Here is a 24,570-nt window from a genome sequence, read left to right on the forward strand (position 1 = left end):
GACAGGCATGGCCGCAGTGAACGAAGCCAAGGAGCGCGAACAGGCGAAGGTCGGGGGCGAGCGAACGCCCGGCGCCAGCGCCTATGTCCTGGCGCTGCGCGAGGAACTGGCGCGCGGACTGAAAAGGGTGGGCGCTTTCACCATCGGCGATTTCGAGGTCGAGGTCGGTGCGGGCGGAGACTCGCTCTGGGCGATCATCCGGCGCCCGGGACGCGGCGGCATGGCGATCCGCGCGGGCCATGCCACCGGCGGCTTTCGAACGCTGAGCAAGCACAAGGCCGAGGGCACGAAGCTCCACCTTACCGCCGAAAGCGCGATCGGCGAGCATCGCTTCTGCTTCGAGGCGAGCGGCGACGATCTCCACCTGTTGCGGGTTCGCGCCTGGGTAACGCCCCAGCAGCCGCTCCTCGTCCCCTTCCTGCCGCGCGACCTCTATCCGCTCGATGACGGGGACGATCCGCTCGGGGCCAAGGGCCGGGTCGAGGCGGCGCAGCGCGGGCCGAACACCGGCCTCATCTACCTCGCGATCGACGAGCCGGCATTCGGGCATGTCCTCTATATGCAGGACTTCAGCGGCCTCAACGGCTGGTACCGCGCGACGGGCACGACGCCGGTCGGTTCGGTCGGCGGCGAGTGGCCCGAGCTCGGCTATCTGCCTCCCGCGCCGCCGCAAAGCCACACGCCGCCGATCAACCCCCTGCCTGCGGGCGAGGAGACCGCGGTGTCCGACGCGGTGATCGTCCTGCGCGACCTCGCCGCCGCCACCGAGAGCGAGAAGGCACGCCAGTTCATCCAGATGCTGGGCGAAGCGTATGGCGTCCTCTATCGCCCGCCCTTCACCTATCACGAGTGGGTCGAGCGCGCCGAGCGGACGCTGAAGGACCTCGACAAGGCGCCCACTGCGACGATCACCCATTACGGTCATCGTTACATCCGCCCCTATAACGACGCCGAATATCCGGACTCTATGGTGCAGATGACGGTGCTGGCCGCGATGCACGATTACGGCCGGTGGAAGGGCGAGCGGATCCAGTTGGCCGACGCCTTTGCCGGGGGCATGGGCAAGTTCTTCGATCCCGATCTCCAGACGCTACGCCGCTATCTGCCCAATGTCGGCGATGACAAGGACGCGAACGCCGTCGACAGCTGGTATCTGTACCACCCCTTGCGCAATCTCGGCTGGTTGGCGCTCAACGGCGAGGACTGGGCGCGCGAACTGTTCCTGAAGTCGGTCGACTTCGGCATCCGTGCTGCGCAGCATTTCGATTATGTCTGGCCGATCCAGTACGACGTGCGCGACTTCGCGGTCATCACGGCCAAGCGCGGCGACGAGACACACGGCCAGACCGACGTTGGCGGCTTCTATGCCTATGTCATGCTGCTCGGCTTCGAGCTCACCGGCGAGATGCGCTTCCTCGATGAAGCGCGCGCGGCGATCGACGCGGCGATGGGCATGCGGTTCGAGCTCGAATATCAGGCCAACCTGACCGCCTGGGGCGCGGCGGCGTGCCTTCGCCTGTGGCGGATCACCAACGAGGATGCCTATCGCGAGCAGGCCTATGTCTATCTCGCCAGCTTCCTGCACAATTGCGAGATCTGGAAGTCGGACATCGGCGTCGCCGAGCATTATTCCAACTTTTTCGGCGCGACTGCGCTGCACGACGCGCCGTATATGGCGATGTACGAATGCTTCGACAGCTTCATGGCGTTCGAGAAGCTGCTGCTAGAGGCCGGCCCCGAATTCGATCCCGCCGCCCGGATGCTCGTCGGTGAGTATTGCAAATACGTTCTCGACCGCGCCTGGTACTACTATCCCGATGCGGTGCCCGAGAAGATCCTGGCCACCGAGTGGCGCAACGGCCATATCGACCGCAAGCTCTCCTTCCCGGTCGAGGACCTCTATGCCGACGGTCAGGCGCCGGGGCAGGTGGGGCAGGAGATCTACGGCGCCGGTGCCGCCTTTGCGCTGGCGGCGCGCGCCTATCACCGCATCGAGGGTGCCGACTTCCACCTCTTCGTCAACCATCTGGTGGCTGCGACCGATCGCACGGGCGACCGCGCACTCAGTCTGCAGCTTGCGGGGGGCGCGGCTTGCGAGGCGATGGTCGCGGTTCTGCGCACCGGACGAAAGAAGCTGCCCGCGTGCCGCATCACGCTGGCGGGGGGCGATGCGGTCCGGCCCACGCTCGAGGCCGACGACCGCATCGAATTCACCGTGCCCGCCGACGCTCGGCTGGTGCTGACCTGGAGCGACCAATGACCCTTCATGGCAAGCGCGTGCTGCTGACCGGCGGCACCACCGGCATCGGCCGCGCCCTCCTCATCAAGCTGGCCGCGGAGGGCGCGCGCGTCCTGACCTTCGGCCGCGACGCCGATGCGCTGGACGAAGCGCTGGCGGCGGCGGGCGGCGAGACGAGCGGCATCGTCGCTGATATAGGCCGCGCGAACGAGGTCGAGCGGATCTTCCGCGAGGTCGATCACCGGTTGGGCGGAATCGACGTGCTCGTTTCCAACGCTGCGCTCGGCGCCGAGCCGATCGACGAGATGGCGGACGCGGACTGGCGATACGTCCTCGACGTCAACCTCGCCGGCGCGATGGGGTGCGCGCGCGCGGCGCTCGAGCGGTTCGACGGGGGCGGGCAGATCGTCATCGTCGGCTCGATCAGCTCGGTCATCCATGCGCCGGGCGAGAGCGTCTATTCGGCAACCAAGGCGGGGCTGGCCGCCTTTGCAGAGACGCTGCGCAAGGAAACCGCCGAACGCGGCGTGCGCGTCAGCCTGATCGAGCCGGGCACGACGGGCAGCGACATGCAGGCCGCCGAGGCCGACGAACAGCGCGAGCAGATCGCCGCACACGAGATGCTGGACGCCGACGACATTGCCGAGGCGATCCACTTCGTCCTTACCCGGCCCGAACGCGTCGATGTCGTCACGTTGCGCATCGAGCCGCGCATCCAGGCCCTCTCATGAAAGCCGCGCTCAAGACCGCCGAGGGTACCTTCTCGATCGAGGAAGTAGAGGAGCCGTCGCTTCCCGCCGACGACTGGGTCAAGGCGCGCATCCGCGCCGCGGGCATCTGCGGCACCGACCTGCGCCACTGGCGCAAGGCCGAAGAAGAGCTTCGCTGCTGCATCATGGGGCATGAGATGGCCGGCGAGGTGGTGGAAGTCGGCCCCGCCGTCACCCGCGTAAAGCCGGGCGACCGCGTGCTGATCGAATCGGTGCTCGGCTGCGGGCATTGCGAATGGTGCCGCGCGCGCCAGTACAATCGCTGCCCCGATCTCTATCCCACCCGCCGCGCCAGCGTTTCGCGTGCCTATGCCGAGTTCGTGGTCGGCCCGCAGCAGAAGTTCTACGTCCTGCCCGACCATGTCGGCTTCGACGACGCAGCCCTGCTAGATACCTTTGCCGTGTGCCTCCACGCGCAGCACCTCTCCGGCCTGACGATCAACGACAAGGTGGCGATCATCGGGGCAGGGCCGATCGGCCTTGGCCAGCTGATGCTCGCCAAGGCGAGCGGCGCCGACGTCCTCATCATCGATCCCGTCGCCCATTCTCGCGAACTGGCGCGCGAGCTGGGCGCCGACATCGCGCTCGGTCCCGACGACGATTCGGAGGCGGCGATCGCCAAGTTCACCGGCGGGCGCGGCGCGGATGTAGTATTCGAGTGCGCGGGTGGGCCATCGATGCCCGACACGCTGCCGCTGGCGACCAGGCTGGTGCGGCGCGGCGGCAAGCTGGTGCTGGTCGGCGGCTTCGACGAGGGGGCGACGGTGATCGGCCTCGAATGGCAACGCATCCAGATGTCGGAGATCACGCTGATCCCAAGCGCCAGCTTTGCCTTTCACGACCTCTATCCCGAACAGGCGCAGGTGCTCGAACTCGTCGCCAAAGGTAAGCTGAAGACGCGTGAGCTCATCACTCACCGCTTTCCCCTGGACGAGATCAACCAGGCGTTCGACACTGCGCAGGCGAAGCAGGAAACCGGCGCGATCTTCATATGTCTGTTGATGTAGCTTGGTCGTATCGGCGCGGAACGAACGGCAGCTCGCGAGCTTGGCTGGTCGCCCGGTAAGGGGCTGAGGTGAAGCGCGCGTCAGCCGACCCGCGGGTAAAACGACCGACCGCTCAAGCTACCCGCGCGGCCAATCGCGGGGGTGCCGCTTTCCGCCACCCGGCGCCGACTGGTATTCCGATCGCGGCCGCACTAACGGACCTTCATGATCGAGACGATTTCGGCAGGCGCGGCGCGCCTTGAGCGGCGCATGGCGCGTGGATGTGCGTTCCTCGGGTCGGAGGTCGCCATCCTGTGCGGGGCGATGTCATGGGTGAGCGAGCGCAATCTCGTCGCCGCCATTTCTAACGCCGGCGGATTTGGCGTGATCGCCTGCGGGGCGATGAGCCCCGAGCTGCTCGATGCCGAAATCGCCGCGACCCACGCGCTGACCGACAAGCCGTTCGGCGTCAACCTCATCACCATGCACCCGCAGCTGTTCGACCTCATCGAGGTGTGCGGGCGCCATCGCGTCGGCCATGTCGTGCTGGCCGGCGGCCTGCCGCCCAAGGGCGCGCTCGAGGCGATCAAGGCGACCGGGGCGAAGGTGATCGCCTTCGCCCCGGCGCTCAGCCTCGCCAAGAAGCTCGTGCGCTCTGGCGTCGATGCGCTGGTGATCGAGGGAATGGAGGCGGGGGGCCATATCGGCCCTGTCTCGACCAGCGTCCTCGCGCAGGAGATTCTGCCCGAAGTGGCGAATGACGTGCCCGTCTTCGTCGCCGGCGGAATCGGTCGGGGCGAGGCGATCGCCGGCTATCTCGACATGGGTGCGGCCGGGGTCCAGCTCGGCACTCGTTTCGTCTGCGCGACCGAGTCGATCGCGCACCCCAATTTCAAGCGCGCGTTCCTGCGCGCCTCGGCCCGCGATGCGGTGGCGAGCGTGCAGGTCGATGCGCGCCTGCCCGTCATACCCGTGCGTGCGCTCAAGAATGCGGGGACCGAACTGTTCACCGCGAAGCAGCGCGAGGTCGCCGCCAGCCTCGACTCGGGCGCGGTCGAGATGGCCGAGGCGCAGCTTCAGATCGAGCATTACTGGGCCGGCGCGCTTCGCCGTGCGGTTATCGACGGCGATGTCGAGCATGGGAGCCTGATGGCGGGCCAGTCGGTCGGCATGGTGACGAAGGAGGAACCCGTCGCCGACATCATCGCGACCCTGATGGCGGAGGCGGCGGCGGCGCTGGAAAAGCGGGCGGCGTAGGGCATAGCGACCCCAACTCAAGGCCGGGGTCGCTATGTCGACGCGAGCATCAACCCTGCAACCTCAGCGTGATGTCGTTCATGAAGCGCGTGTCGTCGCCCGCCGCCAGCCACGGCGCCTCCGCCGCGACCGCGCCGAGCAGGTCGCTCAGATCCTCGATTTCGGCCTTGGCGAAGTTGCCGAGGACATGGCCCGTTACCCGGTCCTTGTGCCCCGGATGGCCGATGCCCAACCGCACGCGGCGGAAGTCCGGGCCGACATGCGCGATCGCCGAGCGGATGCCGTTGTGCCCCGCCGCGCCGCCGCCGGTGCGCACCTTGACCTTGAAGGGCGCAAGGTCGAGCTCGTCGTAGAAGACCGTCACGTCGCCGACCTCGAGCTTGTAGAAGTCGAGTGCCGAGCGGATCGAGCGGCCGCTGTCGTTCATGAAGGTCGCAGGCTTGAGCAGCAGCAGTTTCTCCTGGCCGATCCGCCCCTCCTGCAACCAGCCCTGAAACTTCTTCTGCGGCGCCGAGAAGCCATGGACCTCGGCGATGGCGTCGACCGCCATGAAGCCGATATTGTGCCGGTGCATCGCATACTGCGGCCCCGGATTGCCAAGGCCTACCCAGAGTTGCATCGCGTGGTTCCTTATATCGCAGCCCAGAAGATGCGCCGTCCGAGCTCGATCTTGCGTCATCCCATTATTCGCTGGGGCGACCAAGTCATGGGCGAGCGGCAGCCTTCAACCCACCGCGGCCGGACACGAAAACGGCGGCCGGATCTTGGACCCGGCCGCCGCATCTCGTTCCGGACGAAAGGCGATTACTCGCCCTTGTCCTCCGCCTCTGCGTCGCCCTCGGTCGATTCGGCGTCGGCATCGAGCTCGGCCGGCTCGCCCTGCTCGGCGGCAGCGGCTTCGGCGAGCGCGTCGGCCTCGGCCAGCGACTCCTGGACGTCGGCCTTCATCGCCGACGGGGCGATGATCGTTGCGATCGTGAACTCGCCGTCCTGCGTCGCCTCGGCCGCCGACGGCAGCTTGATCGCCGACAGGTGGATCGTGTCGCCGACCTCAAGGCCCTTTAGCGAAACCTCGATCGAGTCGGGGATCTTGTCGGCGTCGACAGTGACTTCGAGCTCGTGCGCAACGATGTTGAGCACGCCGCCCTTCTTGATGCCGGGGGCCTCGTCCTCATCGGTGAAGGCGAAGGGCACCGCGACAGTGACGGTCGCGTTCTTGGCGATGCGCAGGAAGTCGACATGCACCGGGCGATCGGTGACGGGGTCGAAGGTCACGTCCTTGGGCAGGGTGCGGATCGCGGCCTTGCCGGCGCCCTCGACCATCACGATCGAGTTCATGAAGTGGCCGGTGCCGAGAAGCTTGTTCAGCGCCCGCTCCTCGACATGGATCGAGAGGGGTTCCTGCTTGTTGCCGTAGATCACGGCGGGGACGCGGCCTTCACGACGAAGCGCGCGGGAGGCTCCCTTGCCAACCCGCTCGCGCGTCTCGGCCGACAGGGTAAGCGTATCGCTCATGTCGGTGCTCCGAAATGCTGATGATTAGTCCAATTATCCGGCCGAGCCTCCAGGGATGACCCCGGCACGGAAGCCGCGGGCGTTAGCCGAAGGCGTGCGCTTTGACAAGCGCAGCGGCGCCAGCCCAATCCGTCACCCGGCCACCCATTTGAATACTCAATGGGCGGCCGGGTGGGGAGCGGGCCGGTGCCGCCTTCCGGCGTCAGCCGGAGCAAATGCCTCTGCTCACCGCTTCACGATGCGCGTATAGAGATGCCAGGTGGCATAGCCGAGCCACGGCAGCACCACCGCCAGCCCCACCGCGAACGGGATCGTGCCGAGCGCGAGCAGGGCGACCACGCGTAGGCCCCAGCCCGCCGTTTCGCCCGGGTTGGCGCGCGCCGCGGCGATCGAGGTGGCGATCGCGGTGCCCGCATCGACCGGCTTGTCGACGACCATCGGGAAGCTGACGAAGGACACGACCAGCGCGACCACGGCGAAGGCGAGGCCGGCGAGGTTGCCGACGACCATCATCTCCCACCCCGCGCTCGTCGTGAACAGTCGGCCGAACAGGTCGGCGGCGCGCATCTGGTTTTCCGCGCCAAAGGTGAATGCGTAGATCGCATAGGCCGCCGCGAGCCAGACGAGGAACAGGCCGAACAGCACCGCGGTGAGTGTCAGGATCGGCGTGCGGCTGCGCCCCTTGAGGGGATCGAGGAAGTGTGACCAGTCCGATTCGAGCCCTTCCTCGCGCCGCCGTGCCAGCTCGTAGAAGCCCGCCGCGACTGCTGGGCCGGCGATCGACAGGCCCGCGATGGCGGGGAAAAGCAGGGGAAGTAGCGCGTCGTTCATCGCGACGATCACCGCCATCAGGCAGACGGCGGGATAGATCAGGCCCAGGAACATGAGGTCGCCGCGGCGTTCCCGAAAGTCGCGCCAGCCCTCTGCCAGAGCCCAGTCGAGATCGGCTTTGCCGATCCGCCTCACCTCGATCCGTTCGACGCCGCGGGTATGCGTGGCGGAGTCCATCGTGATGGCCATGTCCTGATCCTCTTCCTAAAGCGTCCGCAATTCCTTCTCTTCGCTTCCGCGCCGTGATCGCGCGTTCGGGCTCGGGGCCGACAGGATACGCCTTTCGCCGTGCCGCCGCCAGCGACGCGGCGCTACCGGCTTTGGGTCAGGCGGGATCGAGAAAGAGGCGGCCCGCCGCCGCCGCCTCGACCCGGTCGCGGCTGAAGACGAGGGGCAGCATCCGCCCCTCGATCCAGGGCTGCGCCATGTCGGCATAGTGCGGGCTTTTGGGATCGCCCGACTGGCCGGGGAGGTTGAGGAACAGGCTGTCGTCCCACCCTCCCACGTCGATCGCCTGAAGGTAGCTCGCCCCGCCCGCGACGCCGAGGGCGCCCGCCACCCAGCGCGCATTGACGGTGGCGCCGTCACCGCCCGAGCCGCCGACCTCGATCTGCGGGAACGCCTCGGCGATCGTCGGGAAACGGCGGGCGAGGGGGTGGCGGATCGTCACGTCGTGGAGCGTGCCCCAGCGCCATAGCGCCGGCTCCGGCCCCATTCGCCGCTCGGCCGCTTCCCACCCCGCCGCCAGCGCCATCGCCACGATGAGGTCGCGCGACCCTTTCGGGTTGGGGCCGAGCCGCTTGTCAGAGGCCTCGAGCAGCGACAGGATCGCGCCCGTCTCGAACAGCGGCACCCAGCCGCGCAGGGCAGGCGGAACGACGATGTTGTAGATCCGCTGCTCGAGATCTGCCCAGGCGAGCTCATAGACCGCCGCCGCGGCGCTGCCCGCCGCGAGCACCCCGTCCCAGTCGCGCAGCAGCGCCGCCGCCGCGACGGCCGCCTCGGGCACCGTCTCCGGGATCAGCGCGACGAAACGGCGCGCGGGGGCGGAGGCGACGTCCTGCATCAGCGCGACCGAGTCGGCCAGGCTGTGGCGCGGCTGCCCCTCCAGCACCTCGACCACGCGCTCGTACCGCCATGGTTCGCGGAAACTGTAGGCGAGGATGGGTTTGTAGTCTTTGGGCAGATTGTCCTGGTTGGCGCTCGCCAGCCAGCCCGGCTTGGGATCGACGATGCTCGGTAGTTGCTCGATCGGCAGCAGCCCCTCCCAGTCGTAGCGGCCATCGCCCGGCGCGGGGGTCATCCCGTCGTGCCCGCCCATCCGTCGCGGCGCGAAGCCGAGGATGCGCCACGCGATATGTCCGTCGACATCGGCATAATGAAAGTTGGTGGGCGAGGGGTGAAGGCGGAAGGCGGCCTGCAATCCCTGCCAGTCGCGCGCGAGGTTGATCGCCGCCATCGCGAACACCCCGCTCGCGCCCGGTCGCTGTGAGACATGGGCGAGCGCGGTGGCGCGGCGGCGTGCAGGATCGTGGGCGATCACCGACCCCTGCACCGACCAGCGCAGGACCACGGTGCGCGGTGCGGCCCCCTTCGGCGACAAGGTGACCGTGCGCCGCTCGAACGTCTTCCATCGGCCGCGATGCCAGTAGCGCTCGGCATCGACGGGGTTGAGTTCAAGGAGATAGAGGTCCGACTGGTCGATATGGCTGTTGGTGCGGCCGAAGGCGAAGCGGTCGGTATGCCCCTGCATGATGCCCGCCAGTCCGGGCGATCCGCCACCGATGACGTCGAGCCCCGGCGCCGATAGATGCGCGACATGGCGCGGTGGGAAGCCGCCGATCGACAGATGCGGATCGTTGGCGAGGATCGGGCGGCCGGTCGAGGTGCGCGAGGGCGCGATCGTCCAGGCGTTGCTCCCCGCCGCATCGGGGGCGGGCGGGGGCGCGCTGCCGAACAGGCCGAGATCGGCCTCGCTTATGTCGGCGACCTTCAGCCCGTCGCGGAAGGTGACCGGCCGCGCCGGGCGGGGCGGGGCGACCAGCGCCTCGAGCCACATTGCGTCGGCCGCGGCGAGACGCGCGCGGCGCACCTCGTCGTCGATATTGCCCGGCGTCAGATCGCGCGCGGCGACGAGGTCGGACAGACGCCATTCGAGCGGTTGATAGCCGAGGATCGCGAACTCGGGGGGCAGCAGCGCGGGGTCGGCAACGACCGCGGCGATGCGGGCGTTGATGCCCGCCACATAGCCCTCGACCGCGGCGCGCACCTCGGCCGGCACCGCGGCGATCTCTGCCGCGACGTCGCCGCGAAAGCGGCCGAGTAGCGCGAGCGTGTCGCTGCGGGCATAGTCGGGGCCGAGCACCTCGGCGAGGCGCCCCTGTTGGCGGCGATATTCGTAATCGATCTGGAAAAGCCGGTCGCGCGCCACGACCCAGCCCTGACCGAAAAAGGCGTCGGGCACGTTCGCGGCGCGGATGTGCGGCACCCCCCATTGATCGTCGACGATCTCGACCGGCGCACGCAGGCCCTTGGCGGCCAGGCGCAGCGGCGGGGCGGGGGGCGTGTCCACGGGCGGCAGCACCTCCTGCGCCAAAAGGCGGACGGGCCCGAGCGCGGCGAGCGCGGCGCTGCCCATCAGGAGCCTGCGGCGAGTAATCGTCATGCGGGCGGCGCGCCTCCTGTCAGCCGGCCCCTTACGGCCCGCTCGCGCAGCGCGTGTCAACCGTCGCCGTCGCGGCGGTCAGCGCCCCGGCCGGGATCGTGCGATCAGGTGAGGAGGACGAACGCCGCGCCGAAAATGGCCAGCGCCGCGCCGCTCATCCCGCAAAGCATCCCGAACCGGCATTGTGACAATTCAGCGCCCACGCGCTCCATGACACCTCTCCGTCCCGTCGCGGTTCGCCCGCGATCTGGATGTTGGAGGGTATCACGACCGGAACGCGCTGCAAGAGGGGTCCTCGTCGAGCGCGTCGATCAACTTTGCGAGCGTCGCGCCCAGCGCCTCGCATTCGGCGGCGGACAGCGGCGCGAACAGCTCGCCGGTCAGCCGCTGGCGCAGCGGCTCGGTGGCGGCGATCGCGCGGCGCCCCTCGTCGGTGATGGCGAGCCGCTTGACCCGCCGGTCGGCCGGGTCGGCGGTGCGCGCGATCAGCCCGTCGCGCTCGAGCCCGTCGAGCGCCTCGGTCACGGTGCGCGGCGCCTGGCCGAGATAGGCGGCGAGGTCGGCGGCGCGTGCGGCGCCCGCGCCCTTTTCGATCAGCAACAGCATCTTGGTCCGCGCCAGCGACGCGCCCTCCGCCGCCATCGCCGCGTCAATGCGGCGGTGAACCCGCATGTAGGTGCCCGCGAGCAGTCGGGCGATGTCGTCGGAGCGATATTTCATGAGGGTCCTCAATATATGGTCTTGCGCAATGCTGCAAGTGCGAGCACATGAGGCGCCGACGACTCGACTCCCATTTTTCGAAGGCATCTGCCGTGGCCGATATCGCTGCCGAAGCAACCACCCCCGACGACGCCGGTTCCGCCCCGGCCAGCCCTGCCAGGAAGCGGCGCGCGCGGCTCATCATCCTGCTGCTCCTGGCCGCCGTGATCGTCGGCGGGCTCGTCTGGTTCATGCGCTATCAGAGCTACGGCAAGTTCCAGCAATCGACGACCGACGCCTATGTCCAGGCCGATTCGGTGACGGTCGCGCCGAAGATCTCGGGCTATGTCGAAGAGGTCATGGTCGCCGAGAATCAGAGCGTGAAGGCGGGCGATCCGCTCGTCCGCATCGACGCGCGCGACTATGACGCGCAGGCACGGCAGAGCGAGGCGCAGATCGCCGTGGCGCAGGCCAATGCGCGCGGCGTCGAGGCGCAGATCGCCGAGCAGCAGGCGGCGATCACGCGCGCCCGCGCCGACCTTGCCGCCGCCGAGACCGACGCCGCCTTCGCGCGGAGTGAAGTCGCGCGCTATGCCCCGCTCGCCGAGACGGGCGCCGAGACGCGCGAGCGGGTGTCGACCCTTCGCAACCAGGCACAGCAGGCCAGCGCCCGCGTCGTCGCCGCCCGCGCCGCGCTCGCCGCAGCCGAGCGCCGCGTCGGCACGCTCCGCGCGCAGGTTGCCCAGGCGCTGGCGCAGGGCGAGGGTGCGCGCGCGCAGCTCGCCGCTGCCCAGACAAATGTCGGCGCGACGCTGATCCGCGCGTCGATCGCCGGTCGGATCGGCGACAAGACCGTTCGCGTCGGCCAGTTCGTGCAGGGCGGCACGCGCCTGATGTCAGTCGTGCCGACCACCGACCTCTATATCGAGGCCAATTTCAAGGAGACGCAGCTCGGCCTGATGCGCGTCGGCCAGCCGGTCAAGATCGAGGTCGACGCGCTGCCGGGCGTCGAGATTCCCGGCCGCGTCGCCAGCATCGCGCCCGGCACCGGCGCGCAATTCTCGGTCCTGCCGCCGCAGAACGCGACCGGCAACTTCACCAAGATCGTCCAGCGCATTCCGGTTCGCATTGCGCTCAACCCCGGCCCCGCGACGCGCGCGCTGCTCGTCCCCGGCATGTCGGTCGAGGTGAGCGTCGACACCCGCTCCGCCCGCGACGCCGCCGACCGCATCGCCAAGGAGCAGGAAGCGCATAACGAGCGGATCGGCCGCAAGTGAGCGCCGCCGCCGTGGCCGCGCCCGCCGAGCAGCGTGAGGCGAATGCCGACGCGACCGCATGGCTGGCGGTCGCGGCGGGTAGCCTGGGCGCGATGATGGCGACGCTCGACATCTCGATCGTCAATTCCGCGCTGCCGACCATTCAGGGCGAGATCGGCGCAAGCGGGACCGAGGGCACGTGGATCGCGACCAGCTATCTGGTCGCCGAGATCGTCATCATCCCGCTCGCCGCCTGGCTGTCGCGCGTCTTCGGCCTGCGCACCTTCCTGCTCGTCGCGGCGAGCCTGTTCACGATCTTCTCTATGCTGTGCGGCATCGCAACCGACCTCACGACGATGATCATCGGTCGCGCCGGGCAGGGGATCACCGGCGGTGCGCTGATCCCGACCGCGATGACGATCATCGCGACGCGCCTGCCGCGTCACCAGCAGCCGGTCGGCAACGCGCTGTTCGGCGTCGTCGTCATCCTCGGCCCATTGCTTGGGCCCCTGATCGGCGGCTGGCTGACTGAGAATGTGAGCTGGCATTACGCCTTCTTCCTCAACCTGCCGGTCGGCGTGATCCTCGTCACGCTGCTGCTCGTCGGCCTGCCGCACCAGAAGGCGCATCTGGAGGAGCTGGCCAATGCCGACTGGTTCGGCATTATCGGCCTGGCGCTCGGCCTCGGCGGCCTCACCGTCGTCCTTGAGGAGGGGCAGCGCGAGCAATGGTTCGAAAGCCGAGAGATTATCGAGCTCACGATCCTTTCGGTGCTCGGCTTCGCCAGTCTTTTCGTCGGCCAGTTCGTCGCCAAGCGGCCGGTCATCAAGCTGAAGCTGCTGCTCGACCGCCAGTTCGGCGCGGTCGCGCTGATGGGCGTGGTGCTGGGCATGATGCTCTACGGCACCGCCTATGTCATTCCGCAATTCCTCGCCGCGATCGCCGACTATAACGCGCTGCAGGCGGGGCAGATCGTGCTCCTGTCGGGCATCCCCAGCATCCTGCTGATGCCGTTCACGCCGATCCTGATCCGCAAGATCGACATCCGCATCGCCGTCGGCTTCGGCTTCCTCGTCATGGCCTATAGCTGCTGGATCGACACGACGCTGACGAGCGAGGCGGTGGGCGCCGACTTCGTCGAATCGCAGCTCTTGCGCGGCGTCGGCACGATCTTCGGCTTCCTGTTCCTCAACCAGGCGGCGATCGCCTCGGTCCCGCGCGAGGATGCGGGGGATGCCGCGGGGCTCTTCAACGCCGTCCGCAACCTGGGCGGCAGCCTGGCGCTTGCCGGCATCGCCACGGTGCAGGACCAGCGCTTCTACTTCCATTCGCGCCGGATCGAGGAGACGCTGCCCGCCAATTCGGAGGCGGTGCAGGGTTATCTCGGCGGGCTGACGCAAGCGCTTGGCAATACCGAGGCGGCGCTGAGGACGCTCGGCGGCACGATCCAGCGCGAGGCGCTGGTCATGACCTACAACGACATCTTCGTCGTCCTCGCGGTGCTGATCGCCGTCGCCGCGCCGCTCGTTCTGTTCCTGCGACCGCTGCCCAAGGGGCCGATGGCCGCGATGCATTGAGGCAGTCATGCGTAATCTGATCCCGCTCCTCCCGCTCGCCGCGCTCGCGGCCTGCACCGTCGGCCCGAATTACGAGGGGCCGAAAAGCGCCGGCGCGGTCGCCGCGCCCGCCGCCTTCGTGCGCGCCGGCGACAGCTCGGTCGCGGCGCCCGCCGTCGCCGACTGGTGGCGGGGGCTGAACGACGCCGAGCTCGACAGCCTCGTCGAGCGCGCGCTCAAGGACAATCCGAGCATCGCCGTGGCCGAGGCGCGGTTGCGTCAGGCCCGCTCGGCGCTGCGCCTCGACCGTGCGAACGGCCTGCCCAATGCCAACGTGCAGGGCACCTATCTGCGCGCCGAACTGCCAAATGGCGGCCTGACAGGGGGCGAGGCGGACGGCGGCACCACCGGTATCGACTTCTACAATGTCGGTTTCGATGCGAGCTGGGAGATCGACCTGTTCGGTGGCCAGAAGCGCCGGGTCGAAGCGGCGCGCGCGGGTGTCGGCGCGGCCGAAGCGCAGGTCGCCGACGCGCAGGTCAGCCTGACCGCCGAGGTCGCCAGTGCCTATGTCAACCTGCGGGACCGCCAGCGGCGGCTGGAACTCGGCCGCGCGACGGCGGAGACGCGCCGCCGTATCCTTGGCTTAACCGAGCAGCGCTTCCGCGCGGGCACCGCGAGCCAGCTCGACGTCGAGCGCATCCGTGGCCTCGTCGTCGAGAGCGATGCCGCAATCGTGCCGATCGATGCCGAGCGTGACGCCTATCTCAACGCGCTCGCGGTGCTGGTGGGCGAGGCGCCGGGCACGCTCGATGCCGAGCTGTCCGCGCCCCGCCCGGTGCCACTCCCGCCCGCGCGCGTCGATGTCGGCGACCCCGCCCAGCTGCTCGAGCGCCGCCCCGACGTGCGCGCTGCCGAGCGCGTGCTCGCGCAGCGGACGGCGCAGATTGGCCTCACCAAGGCGGCCGCGATGCCGCGGATCAGCTTTCTCGGGCTGATCGGCATCGGCGGGACCGATCCGGGCGACCTGTTCGACCTCGGCAACCTGGTCGGCATCGCCGCGCCGCGGCTTCAGTGGAACGCGCTTGACTTCGGCCGCAACGCCGCGCGGCTGGGGCAGGCCGAGGGGCAGCGTGACGAAGCGGCGGCGCAGTATCGGGCGGCGGTGCTGACGGCGCTACGCGATGCCGAGGATGCGCTCTCCCGCTATGCTGCGCGCCGCGCGACGGTGGCGGCGGCCGCCCGGTCGAAGGCGACCGCCGACCGCGCCGCCGCGCTGATGCAGCAGCGCTACTCGGCCGGCGTCGCGACGCTGATCGACACGCTCGATGCCGAGCGCCAGCGCACCGCCGCCGAGCAGTCGCTGGTACAGGCGACGGCGGCAATGACCGCCGACTATGTCGCGCTGCAAAAGGCGCTGGGACTCGGCTGGCGCGCCTGACCGTTCGCATGGCGCTCTTTTCGAAAGGGCCGGACCGGCTATAGTCTCCTCCGTCGACCGACCGGCATCCAAGCCGGCAGCGACGGGGGGATGACATGAAAGCGATCTTCGCACTTTTGCTCGCCGCAGCACCGATCGGCCTGATCGCCGCGCAGGCGCCGCAGCAGCCGAGCATCTTCGACAAGGCGATCAACAATCCCGGCCTCGGCTGGGAAGTGTACGGCCCCAACCAGAAGGCAAAGGAAGTGCCAGCGGCCGAGGTGCCGGGCGGCAATGCCGTACGCGTGCAGGTGGCCAAGGCGGGGGCCAATCCGTGGGACGCGGGTGCCAACTATCCGGCGGTCAAGCCGGTCGCGGCGGGCGACACGCTCCTCGTCATGGTGTTCCTCCGCGCGCCCGACGTGCCCGCCGGATCGACGGTGCCGATCCCGATCAGCGCCGGCGCGACGGAGCCGCCCTATACCGCCGTCGCGACCGAAACGGTGCAGGTCGGCCCGACCTGGAAACGCTACTACGCCTCGGGCGTCGCCAAGGAGGCCCATGCCGCAGGCAAGGCGCGCATGTCGGTCCAGCTGGCGGGGGCCAAGCAGGTGATCGAGATGGGGCCGGCGTTCCTCCTGAACCTGGGGCAGGGGGTGGACCCGGCGACGCTGCCGAAGAATTGAGGGGCGAGGCCGCAGTTTCAAACGGCGGTTGCCGTCCGACCTTCCCCCTGTCAAACAACGGAAAAGCCAAGGGGAAGGCGGATGATCTCGATGCTGTTCGCGGTCGTGATACAGGGATCAGTGCCGCCGCCGCCGCCGCTACACGGTGGACCGGCGCCGATGACCTGCCCGGTCGGCGGCGAAACCTTCGCGCCGTATCAGGCGACGCATTACTCGACCTATGGCGAACGGCCCGATGGGCGGCCGTACAGCTATATGCCCATGCCGTTGCCCGTTCCCGAATGTCCGACGAACAAGCTCGTCGTGTTCGATGACTTCACACCGGCAGAGGTCGAGACGCTGGCGAAGCTGATCGCTGCGCCCGACTACGCGGCGCTCCTCACGACCGACAATGCGTTTTACCGGGGCTACTGGTTGGCCACCCGATTGCAGCGGCCAAGCGACCTTTCGCTGGGTCTGTTGAACGCGGCGATCTGGCGCGAGACACCCGGACATGGTCAACGCGAGAAGGGTGATGCGGTTCGCGCGGCGCGCTATCGCGAGACATTGGTACGCGAGGTCGAGCGACTGCCGGCGGGCGTGGCGGCGAAGGACCGGCTCTGGTTGCAGGCGCGCGCCGCCAATGCGCTGCGCGAACTTGGCCGTTTCGAGGAAGCCGAGGCGATGCGCATGCAAGCCCTGACGCTTGCCGGATCGGTCCCGGAAACGTCGTGGCAGGACTATCTCGAGCGCCTCGCACCGGTGATCGCGCGGCGGGATGCCAGCGCGGAGCCGCTCGACATGATCCCGCAAGAGGAAGCGGGGCGGATCTGCATGGACGAGACGGATCTCAGCGATTTCGCCCGCTCGGTCTGCGCGCGTCCGGACGTCGCGAGTGAAACGGAGACCTATCGCAAGATACTCGCCAACTAACCGGCTAGGTCTGCCGCCCGGCACTCGCCAGATGGTGCGCGTGGCAGATCGCGACCGCCAGCGCGTCGGCGGCGTCGGGGCCGTAGATCGTGGTGCCGGGCATCAGCCGGGTGACCATCGCATGGACCTGTGCCTTGTCGGCGCGGCCGGTGCCGACCACCGCCTGCTTAACGAGGCTCGGCGCATATTCGCCGACGATCAGCCCCGCGCGCGCCGCGTTCGCCAGCACGACACCCCGCGCCTGGGCGAGCTTCAGCGTCGATTGGGCGTTGGCGTTGACGAACACCTCCTCGCACGCCGCCGCGGTGGGGCAATGCTCGGCCACGAGCGCGGTGAGGAGCGCGTCGAGCTCGGCAAGCCGGGTGGCGAGCGGGGCGGCGGTGTTGGTGCGCAGCCGGCCGTTGGCGCGGTGCGAGAGCCGGTTGCCCGCCGCTTCGATCAGTCCCCAACCGGTGGTGCCGAGGCCAGGGTCGAGGCCGAGAATCAGCATATGGTCGAGCCTTCCAGCAACCCAGTTCGGGGCGAGCTTGTCGAAGCCCTGCCTGCTTCGGGGATCAAGACGAACAGCAGCGCTTCGACAGGCTCAGCGCGAACGGGGGCGGCCGATCGCGTCCCGCCCCGACCCCTCATCTAAAGGGGAGGGGTCGCCGCCTATCAGCCCAGCTTCTCCATCACCTCGTCTGAGACCTCATAATTGCCCCATACGGTCTGAACGTCGTCGTCGTCGTCAAGCGCGTCGATCAGCTTGAAGAGCTGGCCCGCCTCGTCCTCGCTGACCGCGACCATCGTCTGCGGGCGCCAGGCGAGCTTGGCGCCGTCGGGTTCGCCGAGCACCGGGGTGATCGCCTTCGCAACCTCGTGCAGCGCGTCCTGCGCGGTCCAGATCTCGTGGCCGTCCTCGCCCGAGGTGACGTCCTCGGCGCCAGCCTCCAGCGCCGCCTCGAACACCTTTTCTGCATCGCCGGCGCTCGCCGGATAGCTGATCAGGCCCATCCGGTCGAAGCCGTGGCTGACCGATCCCGACGCGCCCAGATTGCCGCCGTTCTTCGACACCGCCGTCCGCACATTGGTGGCGGTGCGGTTGCGGTTGTCGGTCAGCGCTTCGATGATGAGGCTGACACCGCCGGGGCCGAACCCCTCGTAGCGGATTTCCTCGTAATTGTCGGTGTCGCCGCCCGCCGCCTTGTCGATCGCGCGCTGGATATTGTCCTTCGGCATCGACTGCGCCTTGGCCGCGTTGACCGCGGCGCGCAGGCGCGGGTTCATGTCGGGATCGGGCGTGCCCATCTTCGCCGCGACGGTAATTTCGCGGGAAAGCTTGGAAAAGAGCGAGGAGCGCTTCTTATCCTGCGCACCCTTGCGGTGCATGATGTTCTTGAACTTGCTATGGCCTGCCATGTCGCGCCTTTGGGTTCCATCGTCGGGGGCGCCGGCCGGGCGGCAGCGCCGATAGGGCAGGCGCTCTAGCCGCTCCCGCCCCATCGGCTCAAGAGGGGGGTCAGACGAGGCCCAGCGCCTGCTTATAGGTTTCGAGCAGCATCTCGGCCTCATCGCGATGATGCTTTTCCATCTTCCTCAGGCGGACGATCGTCTTCATCGTCTTGACGTCGAAGCCGGTCGACTTGGCTTCGGCATAGACGTCCTTGATGTCGTCGCTGATGCCCTTCTTCTCTTCCTCGAGCCGCTCGACCCGCTCGATCAGGAGGCGCAGCTGCTCGGCGGAGATGTTGTCGGTCATGATGTCCCTGGTGGCTTATGGTGAATCAGGGAGCGGCGAATAGCGCATCGCGGGCGCCGCGCAACCGGGCTGCTGTGGAAGTTGGGTGGCGATCGGGGGAGGGGTTTACGCGGAGGAAGAAGGAAGTGGTTTCGGGACGGCGAAAAGCCTCGAAGGGAGCAGTCTCGATTAACGCACTTACCCCGAGTCCTTACCTCATCGAAGGCTGAAGTCGCTGACTTGGCTGGGATCAAAACGACATTCGCCGCGTCCCGAAGTGCTCTGCTCCAAGGCACCAACATCAAAAACGGGGGGCCGAAGCGCTCGGCCCGGCCGTGGGATCGGGTGTTCGATGTCAGTGACCGCGGAGCACGCCGAATATTCCTGAACGAGGTCGCCGATCTTTCCGTGCTCGGGGAGATGCGTTCCGCACGGCAAAGGATGACGTGCGCCCGGACTTTCGTCCGACCGGGGCGAGAGACCAACGGGTGTTGCGACGCCAAGCGACGTAGCCGGTCAGCCCGGGACGTCGCTTTTCAATTTTAGGCGGCGTAGGTCTCAAAGCACCGCGTCCTGCGGGCGACCGCGAGATCCGGAGGAGCCATACCGAGCAGGTGCGCTGACGCAAATGTCGCGCGACGTGCACTCTACCGGCCAGGTCACTCACTATCGCGCCAGCTGCGCTGACGAGCACGCTGCCGTCGCTGATCGCGAGACCTGGGACACCTTGCAGGCGATCCTCCACTGCAGCGAGCCTTGGCCACGCATCGCGCAATTGGTTTTGCCAGCGAGTACGGCGATGTGGCGGCGCGCTGCTAGCACCAGCACGAGCGGGATGGGCCGGCCGTCTGCCGCTGCCTGCTGGCATCCGAGCCGGCCACTCTAATCTACGTCTATGATGTGCGCCGTTCGCCCGATCAAACGATCGAATAGTGCGAGGAAACCAGCGTTCCTATCCTCAGTCGGCGGAGCATAGGCCGCGAGAAGGCAAAGGGCCGAGCGTTCTTGCGCTCCGCTCGCGACTTTGCCTCTGAAGACCAGTCGCAGCGGACTGTGTGGTGCTGCCGGTGAGGATTGAACTCACGACCTCAGCCTTACCAATCTTATTTTCTACTTGCACTAATCTATCCAAATCTACGATCTTTGCAGTTTTTTATTGACTCACTTCCTCCGTAACCCGACAATCCAACCCATGATATTCCGCATCTTGCTTCCGATCTGCTTCCAAATTTCGGACGCTATGGAAAGGATGAGGTCGCGTTGGAGTATTATAGCATGTCCACCGAGCGCCTTAGAATTACGAAGAGGGTCATCGACGGCCTCTCGGCCGATGGGACCGACCGCTTCCTGTGGGACAGCGATGTCCTTGGTTTCGGGCTGAGAATCTCGCCCGCGGGCAAGCTGGTTTATGTACTTCAGTACCGCATCGAGGGGCGCCAGCGGCGCTTCAAGATTGGGCCGCATGGCTCGCCCTGGACGCCCGAAAGCGCGCGCAGCGAGGCGCAGAGCCTTTTGGGAAAGGTCGTAGACGGAATTGACCCGCAGCAAGAAAAGTTCGCAAAGCGCAAAGAACTCTCGCTCGCCGATTTGAGCGAGATCTATCTGAACGAAACGCTGTTCACCGCGAAGGAGAGCTCGGTCCGACAGGCACGCAACAATATTGAGAACCATATCCTGCCGCTCCTCGGAAAGCGACGGGTGTCGAAGATCGAACGAAGTGACATCGAACAGATGCTGCGCGACATCGCCGCTGGGAAGACCGCGCGGACGTTGAAGAAGGGGCACCGCAGGCTGTCGCGCGTCCGCGGCGGCAAGGGGGCGGCCAACCAGTGCGTGACGACCGTGAGCGCGATGCTGGGCGTTGCGGTCGAGCGCAAGCTACGGCCAGACAATCCTGCGATCGGCGTGCGCAAGTTTCCGGGCAAGAAGATGGAGCGGTTCCTGTCGCCCGCCGAGCTGGCGCGGCTGGGAGAGGCGCTGGCCGCCGCCGCGTCGCTTGGGGTGGAGAGCCAATATGCGATCGCCGCGCTGCGATTGCTGGTGCTAACCGGCTGCCGCAAGAACGAGATCCTCAAGCTCAAGCACAGCTATATCGACCGATATCACCGTTGTTTGCGCCTGCCGGATTCGAAAACCGGCGCGAAGGTGGTGCACCTGGGCGGCCCGCCGATGCGGATCATCGCGATGGTGCCGCCGGTCGAAGGCAACCCCTATCTGCTGCCGGGCAGGAAGAACGGCACCCACGTCACTGACCTGCAGGCAGTCTGGGTCCGCATCCGCAGGACCGCCGGTCTGGACGATGTGCGCATTCATGATCTGCGGCATAGCTTCGCGTCGATCGGTGCCGCGACCGGCGACAGCATGCTGATTGTGGGCGCGCTGCTCGGTCACCGCAGCGCGAAGACGACCGAGCGCTACACGCACCTTTCCGATCATCCGCTAAAGAGCGCAGCAGAACGGATATCGGACGAGATCTCCCGATGCCTAGGCGAAGGCCTCGATGTGTTCGCTGTGAACGATGCAACGAACCAAAACCCCTTCGCAGCCTGCTGGGATCAGGACGCGGACCCTTCCATCCCGCCAGCGGACCCCGTGCTCGGAGCAGTCGTCCGCACGAAGTGGCTAGACACGCGCGCTGCAGCGGCGCTCCTCGGGTTCACCATCGGCACGATGCAGACCTATCGCTGGATGGGCACCGGCCCGGCCTTCCGCAAGATCGGGAGGCGTGTCGTTTATTCGGCTGACGCCTTGACTGCCTGGCAGAAGGCACAAGAGGGGCTCAATGTGTCCAGTGCCGCTTGCAACGAGGCGATCCCGATCCGGCAAATAGACAGCTAGGGTCGATGATCGATGTCCGGGGCCAACGACCCTTCTGGCCCATAAGCGTATCATCCGCGGGCGCAACGCGTTACTGATCAAGCTCACAGAAGAGAGCGCCATCGCCAGTGGTTGCGAACCCCGTGATCCGGCCGCCGCCGACAGCATAGGCATGGTAAGGGCTGTTCGGTTCAGAGTCCGTAACATCCCTGATGTCGCCCTGGTCTGGCGAGCCATAGCCTCCTCCACGATCCTAAGCTGAGGAGGCGATCATGAAGAACGTACTCGTATTGATGCACGACGACACCGGCCAGGAAGCGCGCTTCCAAGCTGCGCTTGACCTCGACCGCGCGCTCGATGGACACCTGACCTGCATCGACGTGTCGATCGCGCCCACGTTCGTCGGCGACTATGCGATGACTGGCGGAGAGGCGTTGCTGATGGCAGACGAGCAGCAGCGCGAAAAAGCCAACAAAAGCCGCATATTGGAGCGCCTAAAGGCCGAGGACGTCACCTATGACTGGTTGGACGAGACCGGCTTCCTGTGCCCTGCCATACGCGATAATATCGGCCTCGCCGACTTGGTGGTGCTCAACCGCAAGCTCGATAGCATCGACTATCCCGATATGCGCCAGGCAGTTGGCGAGCTGGTGCTCAAGTCCGGCAAACCGATTGTGGCAGTGCCGGAGACCGCGCGTGGCTTCGACGCGTTCGGCCCGGCGCTGGTCGCCTGGGACGGGTCGCGCGAGGCGGTGGCAGCGCTACAGGCAGCCACGCCTTTGCTCGCCAAGGCAAGCAGCGTAACGATCCTCGAAGCGGATGACGGTTCAATCAAGACTCCTGCCGAAGACGCCGCCGAATATCTGTCGCGGCACGGCATCAAGCCAGTGATCCGCCGTGAGCGCGACGCGATCGACCTGCCGAGCACGATCATTCTAAACACGATCCGGGACGCCAACGCCGCCTATCTGGTGATGGGCGGCTTCGGCCACAGCCGCTTCTTCGAGGCAACGTTCGGCGGGGTCACACGGCGGATGCTGCAGGAATGTCCGGTGCCGCTGTTCCTCGCCCATTGAGGACCGCGTCGCAATCATGGCAAGTGGGGACGCCGAACGATCGGCGTCCCGTCTTCTTTTGTGAATGACCCGACCGAGCGCTCAGGTGCCGTGTGCGCCGAGTTCGGTCAACTTATCGAGCCAGCCCGTCCGCTCGCCGGGCGCGCGTTCGACATTGCCGATCAGCGTGCTGTGGACCGGCTTGATCCCCGCGAGCTTGAGGATGTTGCGCTCGAAGCTCTTTGCGCTGTGCGCGCCATAGTAGAAGTGATAAAAGAAGGCTGGCATTTTCATCGTTACGACCAGCCGGGCGGACCGCCCGCCGAGCAGCGGCTTGGGCACTCGTCCCTTGGCGAGCGCAAAACCCGGGCGCGCGTTCTGCTCCAAAAATCCATTGAGAAGAACGCAGCAGCGGGAAGTCGAGCGTTGCCAGCTCGATGCGCCGCACGCTGTGGCCGGCACTGGTGGCACCGGACGCATAGGCGTCGTTAAGCGCGTGGATGAAATGGCCGCGATCCGCGTCGGGATGGCCGTCGATCAGAGCGATGTGTGTCATGTCTCGACGCTGCCGCGGCTATTGCCGGACAGCGATACGTAAGACTCCCAATCGCCGCCCCATTCATGCCCTCGTACCCAGATCGTCACCCTTTGGCAGGATGCCGCAGTAGGAGACGGACGATGGAGAAGATGCGGGCAGCGGTGGTGCGAAGCTTCGGCGCGCCGCTGGAGATCGAGGAGCGGCCGGTGCCGACGCCTGGCCCGGGCGAACTCCTGATTCGAGTCCAGGCAAGCGGCGTGTGCCACACCGACCTCCATGCCGCCCATGGCGATTGGCCGATCAAGCCCGTCCTGCCGTTCGTTCCTGGTCACGAAGCCGTCGGGCGCGTCGCGGCGATCGGCCCGGGGGTGAAGGGCTTCCGCGAAAGCGACGCCGTGGGCGTGCCCTGGCTCCACGACGCCTGCGGCTGCTGCGAGCATTGCGAGACCGGCTGGGAGACGCTTTGCGAGGCGCAGCACAACACGGGCTACGGTGTCGATGGCGGCTATGCGGACTATGTGATCGCGAACGCCGCCTATGTCGGTCGCCTTCCTGATCAAGTCGACTTTGCCCAGATGGCCCCGATCCTCTGCGCGGGCGTCACCACCTACAAGGGTCTGAAGGAAACCGAGGCGCGCCCCGGCCAATGGGTCGTTATCTCGGGCGTCGGCGGTCTTGGCCATGTCGCGGTCCAATATGCCAAGGCGATGGGCCTGCATGTGGCTGCGATCGACGTCTCTGACGACAAGCTCTCGCTCGCCCGCGCGCTCGGCGCTGACGTAGCGATGAGCGCCAACGATCCGGAGCTCGTCGCCAAGCTGCGCCGCGAGACCGAGGGCGGCGCACACGGCGTGCTGGTGACCGCGCCCTCGGTACCGGCCTTCCGCCAGGCGATCGATGTCGCTCGACGCCGAGGCACGGTCAGCCTGGTCGGCCTGCCGTCAGGCGATTTCCTGACGCCGATCTTCGACGTGGTTCTGAAGCGCATCACCATCCGCGGATCTATCGTCGGTACGCGCGCCGACCTCGCCGAAGCGATCGCCTTCGCCGTCGAAGGCAAGGTGCGCACGCGCGTCGAGACTGTGCCGCTCGAAACCATCAACGGCGTGTTCCAGCGGCTCGAAGCGGGCAGGATCGACGGCCGCGTGGTCCTGACCTTTTGAACGCCAGCAGCCCCGGATCCGCAAAGTGGCAGACACCGAGGGTCCCGGCCGAACGATCTTTCGAACCGAAAAGGGCGCTTTATCTCGTATGACAGATACGCTGCCTGCGCTCGCTCCCGCGCGGCCCATCTTGCTTCTTGTCGAAGATGACGATGGCGTGCGACGGGGACTTCAGCTCCTGCTCTCAGGCCAAGGGTTCGATGTTCATTCCTTTGCCCTCGCGCGCAATGCGCTGGCCGATACCGGGTGCCAGAATGCGCGCTATCTCATAGCGGACTATGCACTCGCCGACAGCAACGGTCTTGAACTGATCACCGCGTTGCGCGCGCGCGGGTGGAACGGAAGAGCGGTGCTGATCACTGCCTTTGCGTCGCCCGAGCTTCGCGCCGCCGCGCCGGCGGCGGGGTTCGACGCCATGCTGGACAAGCCGTTTCGCGATGACGACGTGCTGCGAACGCTACGTGGCTGATCGCGGCAACAGCCTCCAG

General features: G+C 67.3%; 23 protein-coding genes. 14 read left to right on the plus strand and 9 right to left on the minus strand.

What is annotated here, in order from left to right; genetic code table 11:
• Window positions 1-7: 7 nt before the first annotated feature.
• The 4 genes from COC42_RS11720 (at window position 8) to COC42_RS11735 (ending at window position 5,252) form a co-directional block, all read left to right on the plus strand.
• The gene (locus COC42_RS11720) at window positions 8-2,260 is read left to right on the plus strand and encodes a hypothetical protein (protein WP_245844072.1); all 2,253 of its coding nucleotides are present in this window, start codon (window positions 8-10) and stop codon (window positions 2,258-2,260) included.
• A complete protein-coding gene (locus tag COC42_RS11725; protein WP_096343514.1) occupies window positions 2,257-2,970 on the plus strand; it encodes an SDR family oxidoreductase in 714 nt (237 codons plus the stop codon). Before COC42_RS11720 ends, COC42_RS11725 begins: the two co-directional genes overlap by 4 nt.
• Window positions 2,967-4,016: a zinc-dependent alcohol dehydrogenase gene (locus COC42_RS11730; protein ID WP_096343515.1), complete on the plus strand. Its 1,050-nt coding sequence runs from the start codon at window positions 2,967-2,969 to the stop codon at window positions 4,014-4,016. The genes COC42_RS11725 and COC42_RS11730 overlap by 4 nt, the downstream gene beginning before the upstream one ends.
• Window positions 4,017-4,220: 204 nt before the next feature.
• Window positions 4,221-5,252, plus strand: a complete 1,032-nt coding sequence (locus COC42_RS11735; protein ID WP_425442847.1) for an NAD(P)H-dependent flavin oxidoreductase — start codon at window positions 4,221-4,223, stop codon at window positions 5,250-5,252.
• 49 nt (window positions 5,253-5,301) lie between these two features.
• Here COC42_RS11735 and pth read toward each other — a convergent pair whose 3' ends face one another.
• The 5 genes from pth to COC42_RS11760 form a co-directional block, all read right to left on the minus strand.
• Entirely contained in the window at window positions 5,302-5,871 is a 570-nt protein-coding gene (gene pth / locus COC42_RS11740) for an aminoacyl-tRNA hydrolase (protein WP_096343516.1), read from the minus strand.
• A 185-nt stretch (window positions 5,872-6,056) separates the two neighbouring features.
• Window positions 6,057-6,767, minus strand: a complete 711-nt coding sequence (locus tag COC42_RS11745) for a 50S ribosomal protein L25/general stress protein Ctc (protein WP_096343517.1) — start codon at window positions 6,765-6,767, stop codon at window positions 6,057-6,059.
• Window positions 6,768-6,992: 225 nt separating this feature from the next.
• Window positions 6,993-7,787 carry a DUF2189 domain-containing protein gene (locus COC42_RS11750; protein WP_096343518.1) on the minus strand — a complete coding sequence of 265 codons (795 nt, stop codon included), beginning with the start codon at window positions 7,785-7,787 and terminating at the stop codon, window positions 6,993-6,995.
• Window positions 7,788-7,923: 136 nt separating this feature from the next.
• Window positions 7,924-10,263: a penicillin acylase family protein gene (locus COC42_RS11755; RefSeq protein WP_096343519.1), complete on the minus strand. Its 2,340-nt coding sequence runs from the start codon at window positions 10,261-10,263 to the stop codon at window positions 7,924-7,926.
• A gap of 264 nt (window positions 10,264-10,527) precedes the next feature.
• A complete protein-coding gene (locus COC42_RS11760) occupies window positions 10,528-10,983 on the minus strand; it encodes a MarR family winged helix-turn-helix transcriptional regulator (protein WP_096343520.1) in 456 nt (151 codons plus the stop codon).
• Between the two features lie 92 nt (window positions 10,984-11,075).
• Between COC42_RS11760 and COC42_RS11765 the strand changes: the two genes are divergently transcribed.
• The 5 genes from COC42_RS11765 (at window position 11,076) to COC42_RS11785 (ending at window position 16,792) form a co-directional block, all read left to right on the plus strand.
• The gene (locus COC42_RS11765; RefSeq protein ID WP_425442848.1) at window positions 11,076-12,239 is read left to right on the plus strand and encodes an HlyD family secretion protein; all 1,164 of its coding nucleotides are present in this window, start codon (window positions 11,076-11,078) and stop codon (window positions 12,237-12,239) included.
• A complete protein-coding gene (locus COC42_RS11770; protein ID WP_096343521.1) occupies window positions 12,236-13,795 on the plus strand; it encodes an MDR family MFS transporter in 1,560 nt (519 codons plus the stop codon). The genes COC42_RS11765 and COC42_RS11770 overlap by 4 nt, the downstream gene beginning before the upstream one ends.
• 7 nt (window positions 13,796-13,802) lie before the next feature.
• Window positions 13,803-15,215 (plus strand): efflux transporter outer membrane subunit, encoded by a 1,413-nt coding sequence (locus COC42_RS11775; RefSeq protein WP_096343522.1) that lies wholly within the window; start codon window positions 13,803-13,805, stop codon window positions 15,213-15,215.
• A gap of 95 nt (window positions 15,216-15,310) precedes the next feature.
• A complete protein-coding gene (locus COC42_RS11780) occupies window positions 15,311-15,880 on the plus strand; it encodes a hypothetical protein (RefSeq protein ID WP_245844073.1) in 570 nt (189 codons plus the stop codon).
• Window positions 15,881-15,961: 81 nt separating this feature from the next.
• Entirely contained in the window at window positions 15,962-16,792 is an 831-nt protein-coding gene (locus tag COC42_RS11785) for a hypothetical protein (RefSeq protein ID WP_096343523.1), read from the plus strand.
• A 4-nt stretch (window positions 16,793-16,796) separates the two neighbouring features.
• On the opposite strand, the gene ruvC is transcribed toward COC42_RS11785, so the two are convergent.
• The 3 genes from ruvC to COC42_RS11800 form a co-directional block, all read right to left on the minus strand.
• Window positions 16,797-17,282 carry a crossover junction endodeoxyribonuclease RuvC gene (gene ruvC / locus COC42_RS11790; RefSeq protein WP_096343524.1) on the minus strand — a complete coding sequence of 162 codons (486 nt, stop codon included), beginning with the start codon at window positions 17,280-17,282 and terminating at the stop codon, window positions 16,797-16,799.
• Between the two features lie 164 nt (window positions 17,283-17,446).
• The gene (locus tag COC42_RS11795) at window positions 17,447-18,190 is read right to left on the minus strand and encodes a YebC/PmpR family DNA-binding transcriptional regulator (protein ID WP_096343525.1); all 744 of its coding nucleotides are present in this window, start codon (window positions 18,188-18,190) and stop codon (window positions 17,447-17,449) included.
• Window positions 18,191-18,290: 100 nt separating this feature from the next.
• The gene (locus COC42_RS11800; protein ID WP_096343526.1) at window positions 18,291-18,530 is read right to left on the minus strand and encodes a DUF2312 domain-containing protein; all 240 of its coding nucleotides are present in this window, start codon (window positions 18,528-18,530) and stop codon (window positions 18,291-18,293) included.
• Window positions 18,531-19,784: 1,254 nt separating this feature from the next.
• Here COC42_RS11800 and COC42_RS11805 point away from each other — a divergent pair.
• Together COC42_RS11805 and COC42_RS11810 are read left to right on the plus strand one after the other, a co-directional pair.
• Window positions 19,785-21,347: a tyrosine-type recombinase/integrase gene (locus COC42_RS11805; RefSeq protein ID WP_141395839.1), complete on the plus strand. Its 1,563-nt coding sequence runs from the start codon at window positions 19,785-19,787 to the stop codon at window positions 21,345-21,347.
• 251 nt (window positions 21,348-21,598) lie between these two features.
• Window positions 21,599-22,402: a universal stress protein gene (locus tag COC42_RS11810; RefSeq protein WP_096343528.1), complete on the plus strand. Its 804-nt coding sequence runs from the start codon at window positions 21,599-21,601 to the stop codon at window positions 22,400-22,402.
• 81 nt (window positions 22,403-22,483) lie between these two features.
• On the opposite strand, the gene COC42_RS18160 is transcribed toward COC42_RS11810, so the two are convergent.
• Window positions 22,484-22,723 carry a hypothetical protein gene (locus COC42_RS18160; protein WP_342747309.1) on the minus strand — a complete coding sequence of 80 codons (240 nt, stop codon included), beginning with the start codon at window positions 22,721-22,723 and terminating at the stop codon, window positions 22,484-22,486.
• Between the two features lie 7 nt (window positions 22,724-22,730).
• Here COC42_RS18160 and COC42_RS18165 point away from each other — a divergent pair, with 7 nt between their 5' ends.
• From COC42_RS18165 to COC42_RS11825, 3 genes are all read left to right on the plus strand, one after another.
• Window positions 22,731-22,979, plus strand: coding sequence for a hypothetical protein (locus COC42_RS18165; protein ID WP_342747310.1), 249 nt, complete (start codon window positions 22,731-22,733; stop codon window positions 22,977-22,979).
• 80 nt (window positions 22,980-23,059) lie between these two features.
• Window positions 23,060-24,082: an alcohol dehydrogenase AdhP gene (gene adhP / locus COC42_RS11820; protein ID WP_096343529.1), complete on the plus strand. Its 1,023-nt coding sequence runs from the start codon at window positions 23,060-23,062 to the stop codon at window positions 24,080-24,082.
• A 25-nt stretch (window positions 24,083-24,107) separates the two neighbouring features.
• Window positions 24,108-24,551, plus strand: coding sequence for a response regulator (locus tag COC42_RS11825; protein ID WP_245844075.1), 444 nt, complete (start codon window positions 24,108-24,110; stop codon window positions 24,549-24,551).
• Window positions 24,552-24,570 lie beyond the last annotated feature (19 nt).

This window comes from Sphingomonas spermidinifaciens, from assembly GCF_002351485.1.
Taxonomy (GTDB): domain Bacteria; phylum Pseudomonadota; class Alphaproteobacteria; order Sphingomonadales; family Sphingomonadaceae; genus Sphingomonas; species Sphingomonas spermidinifaciens.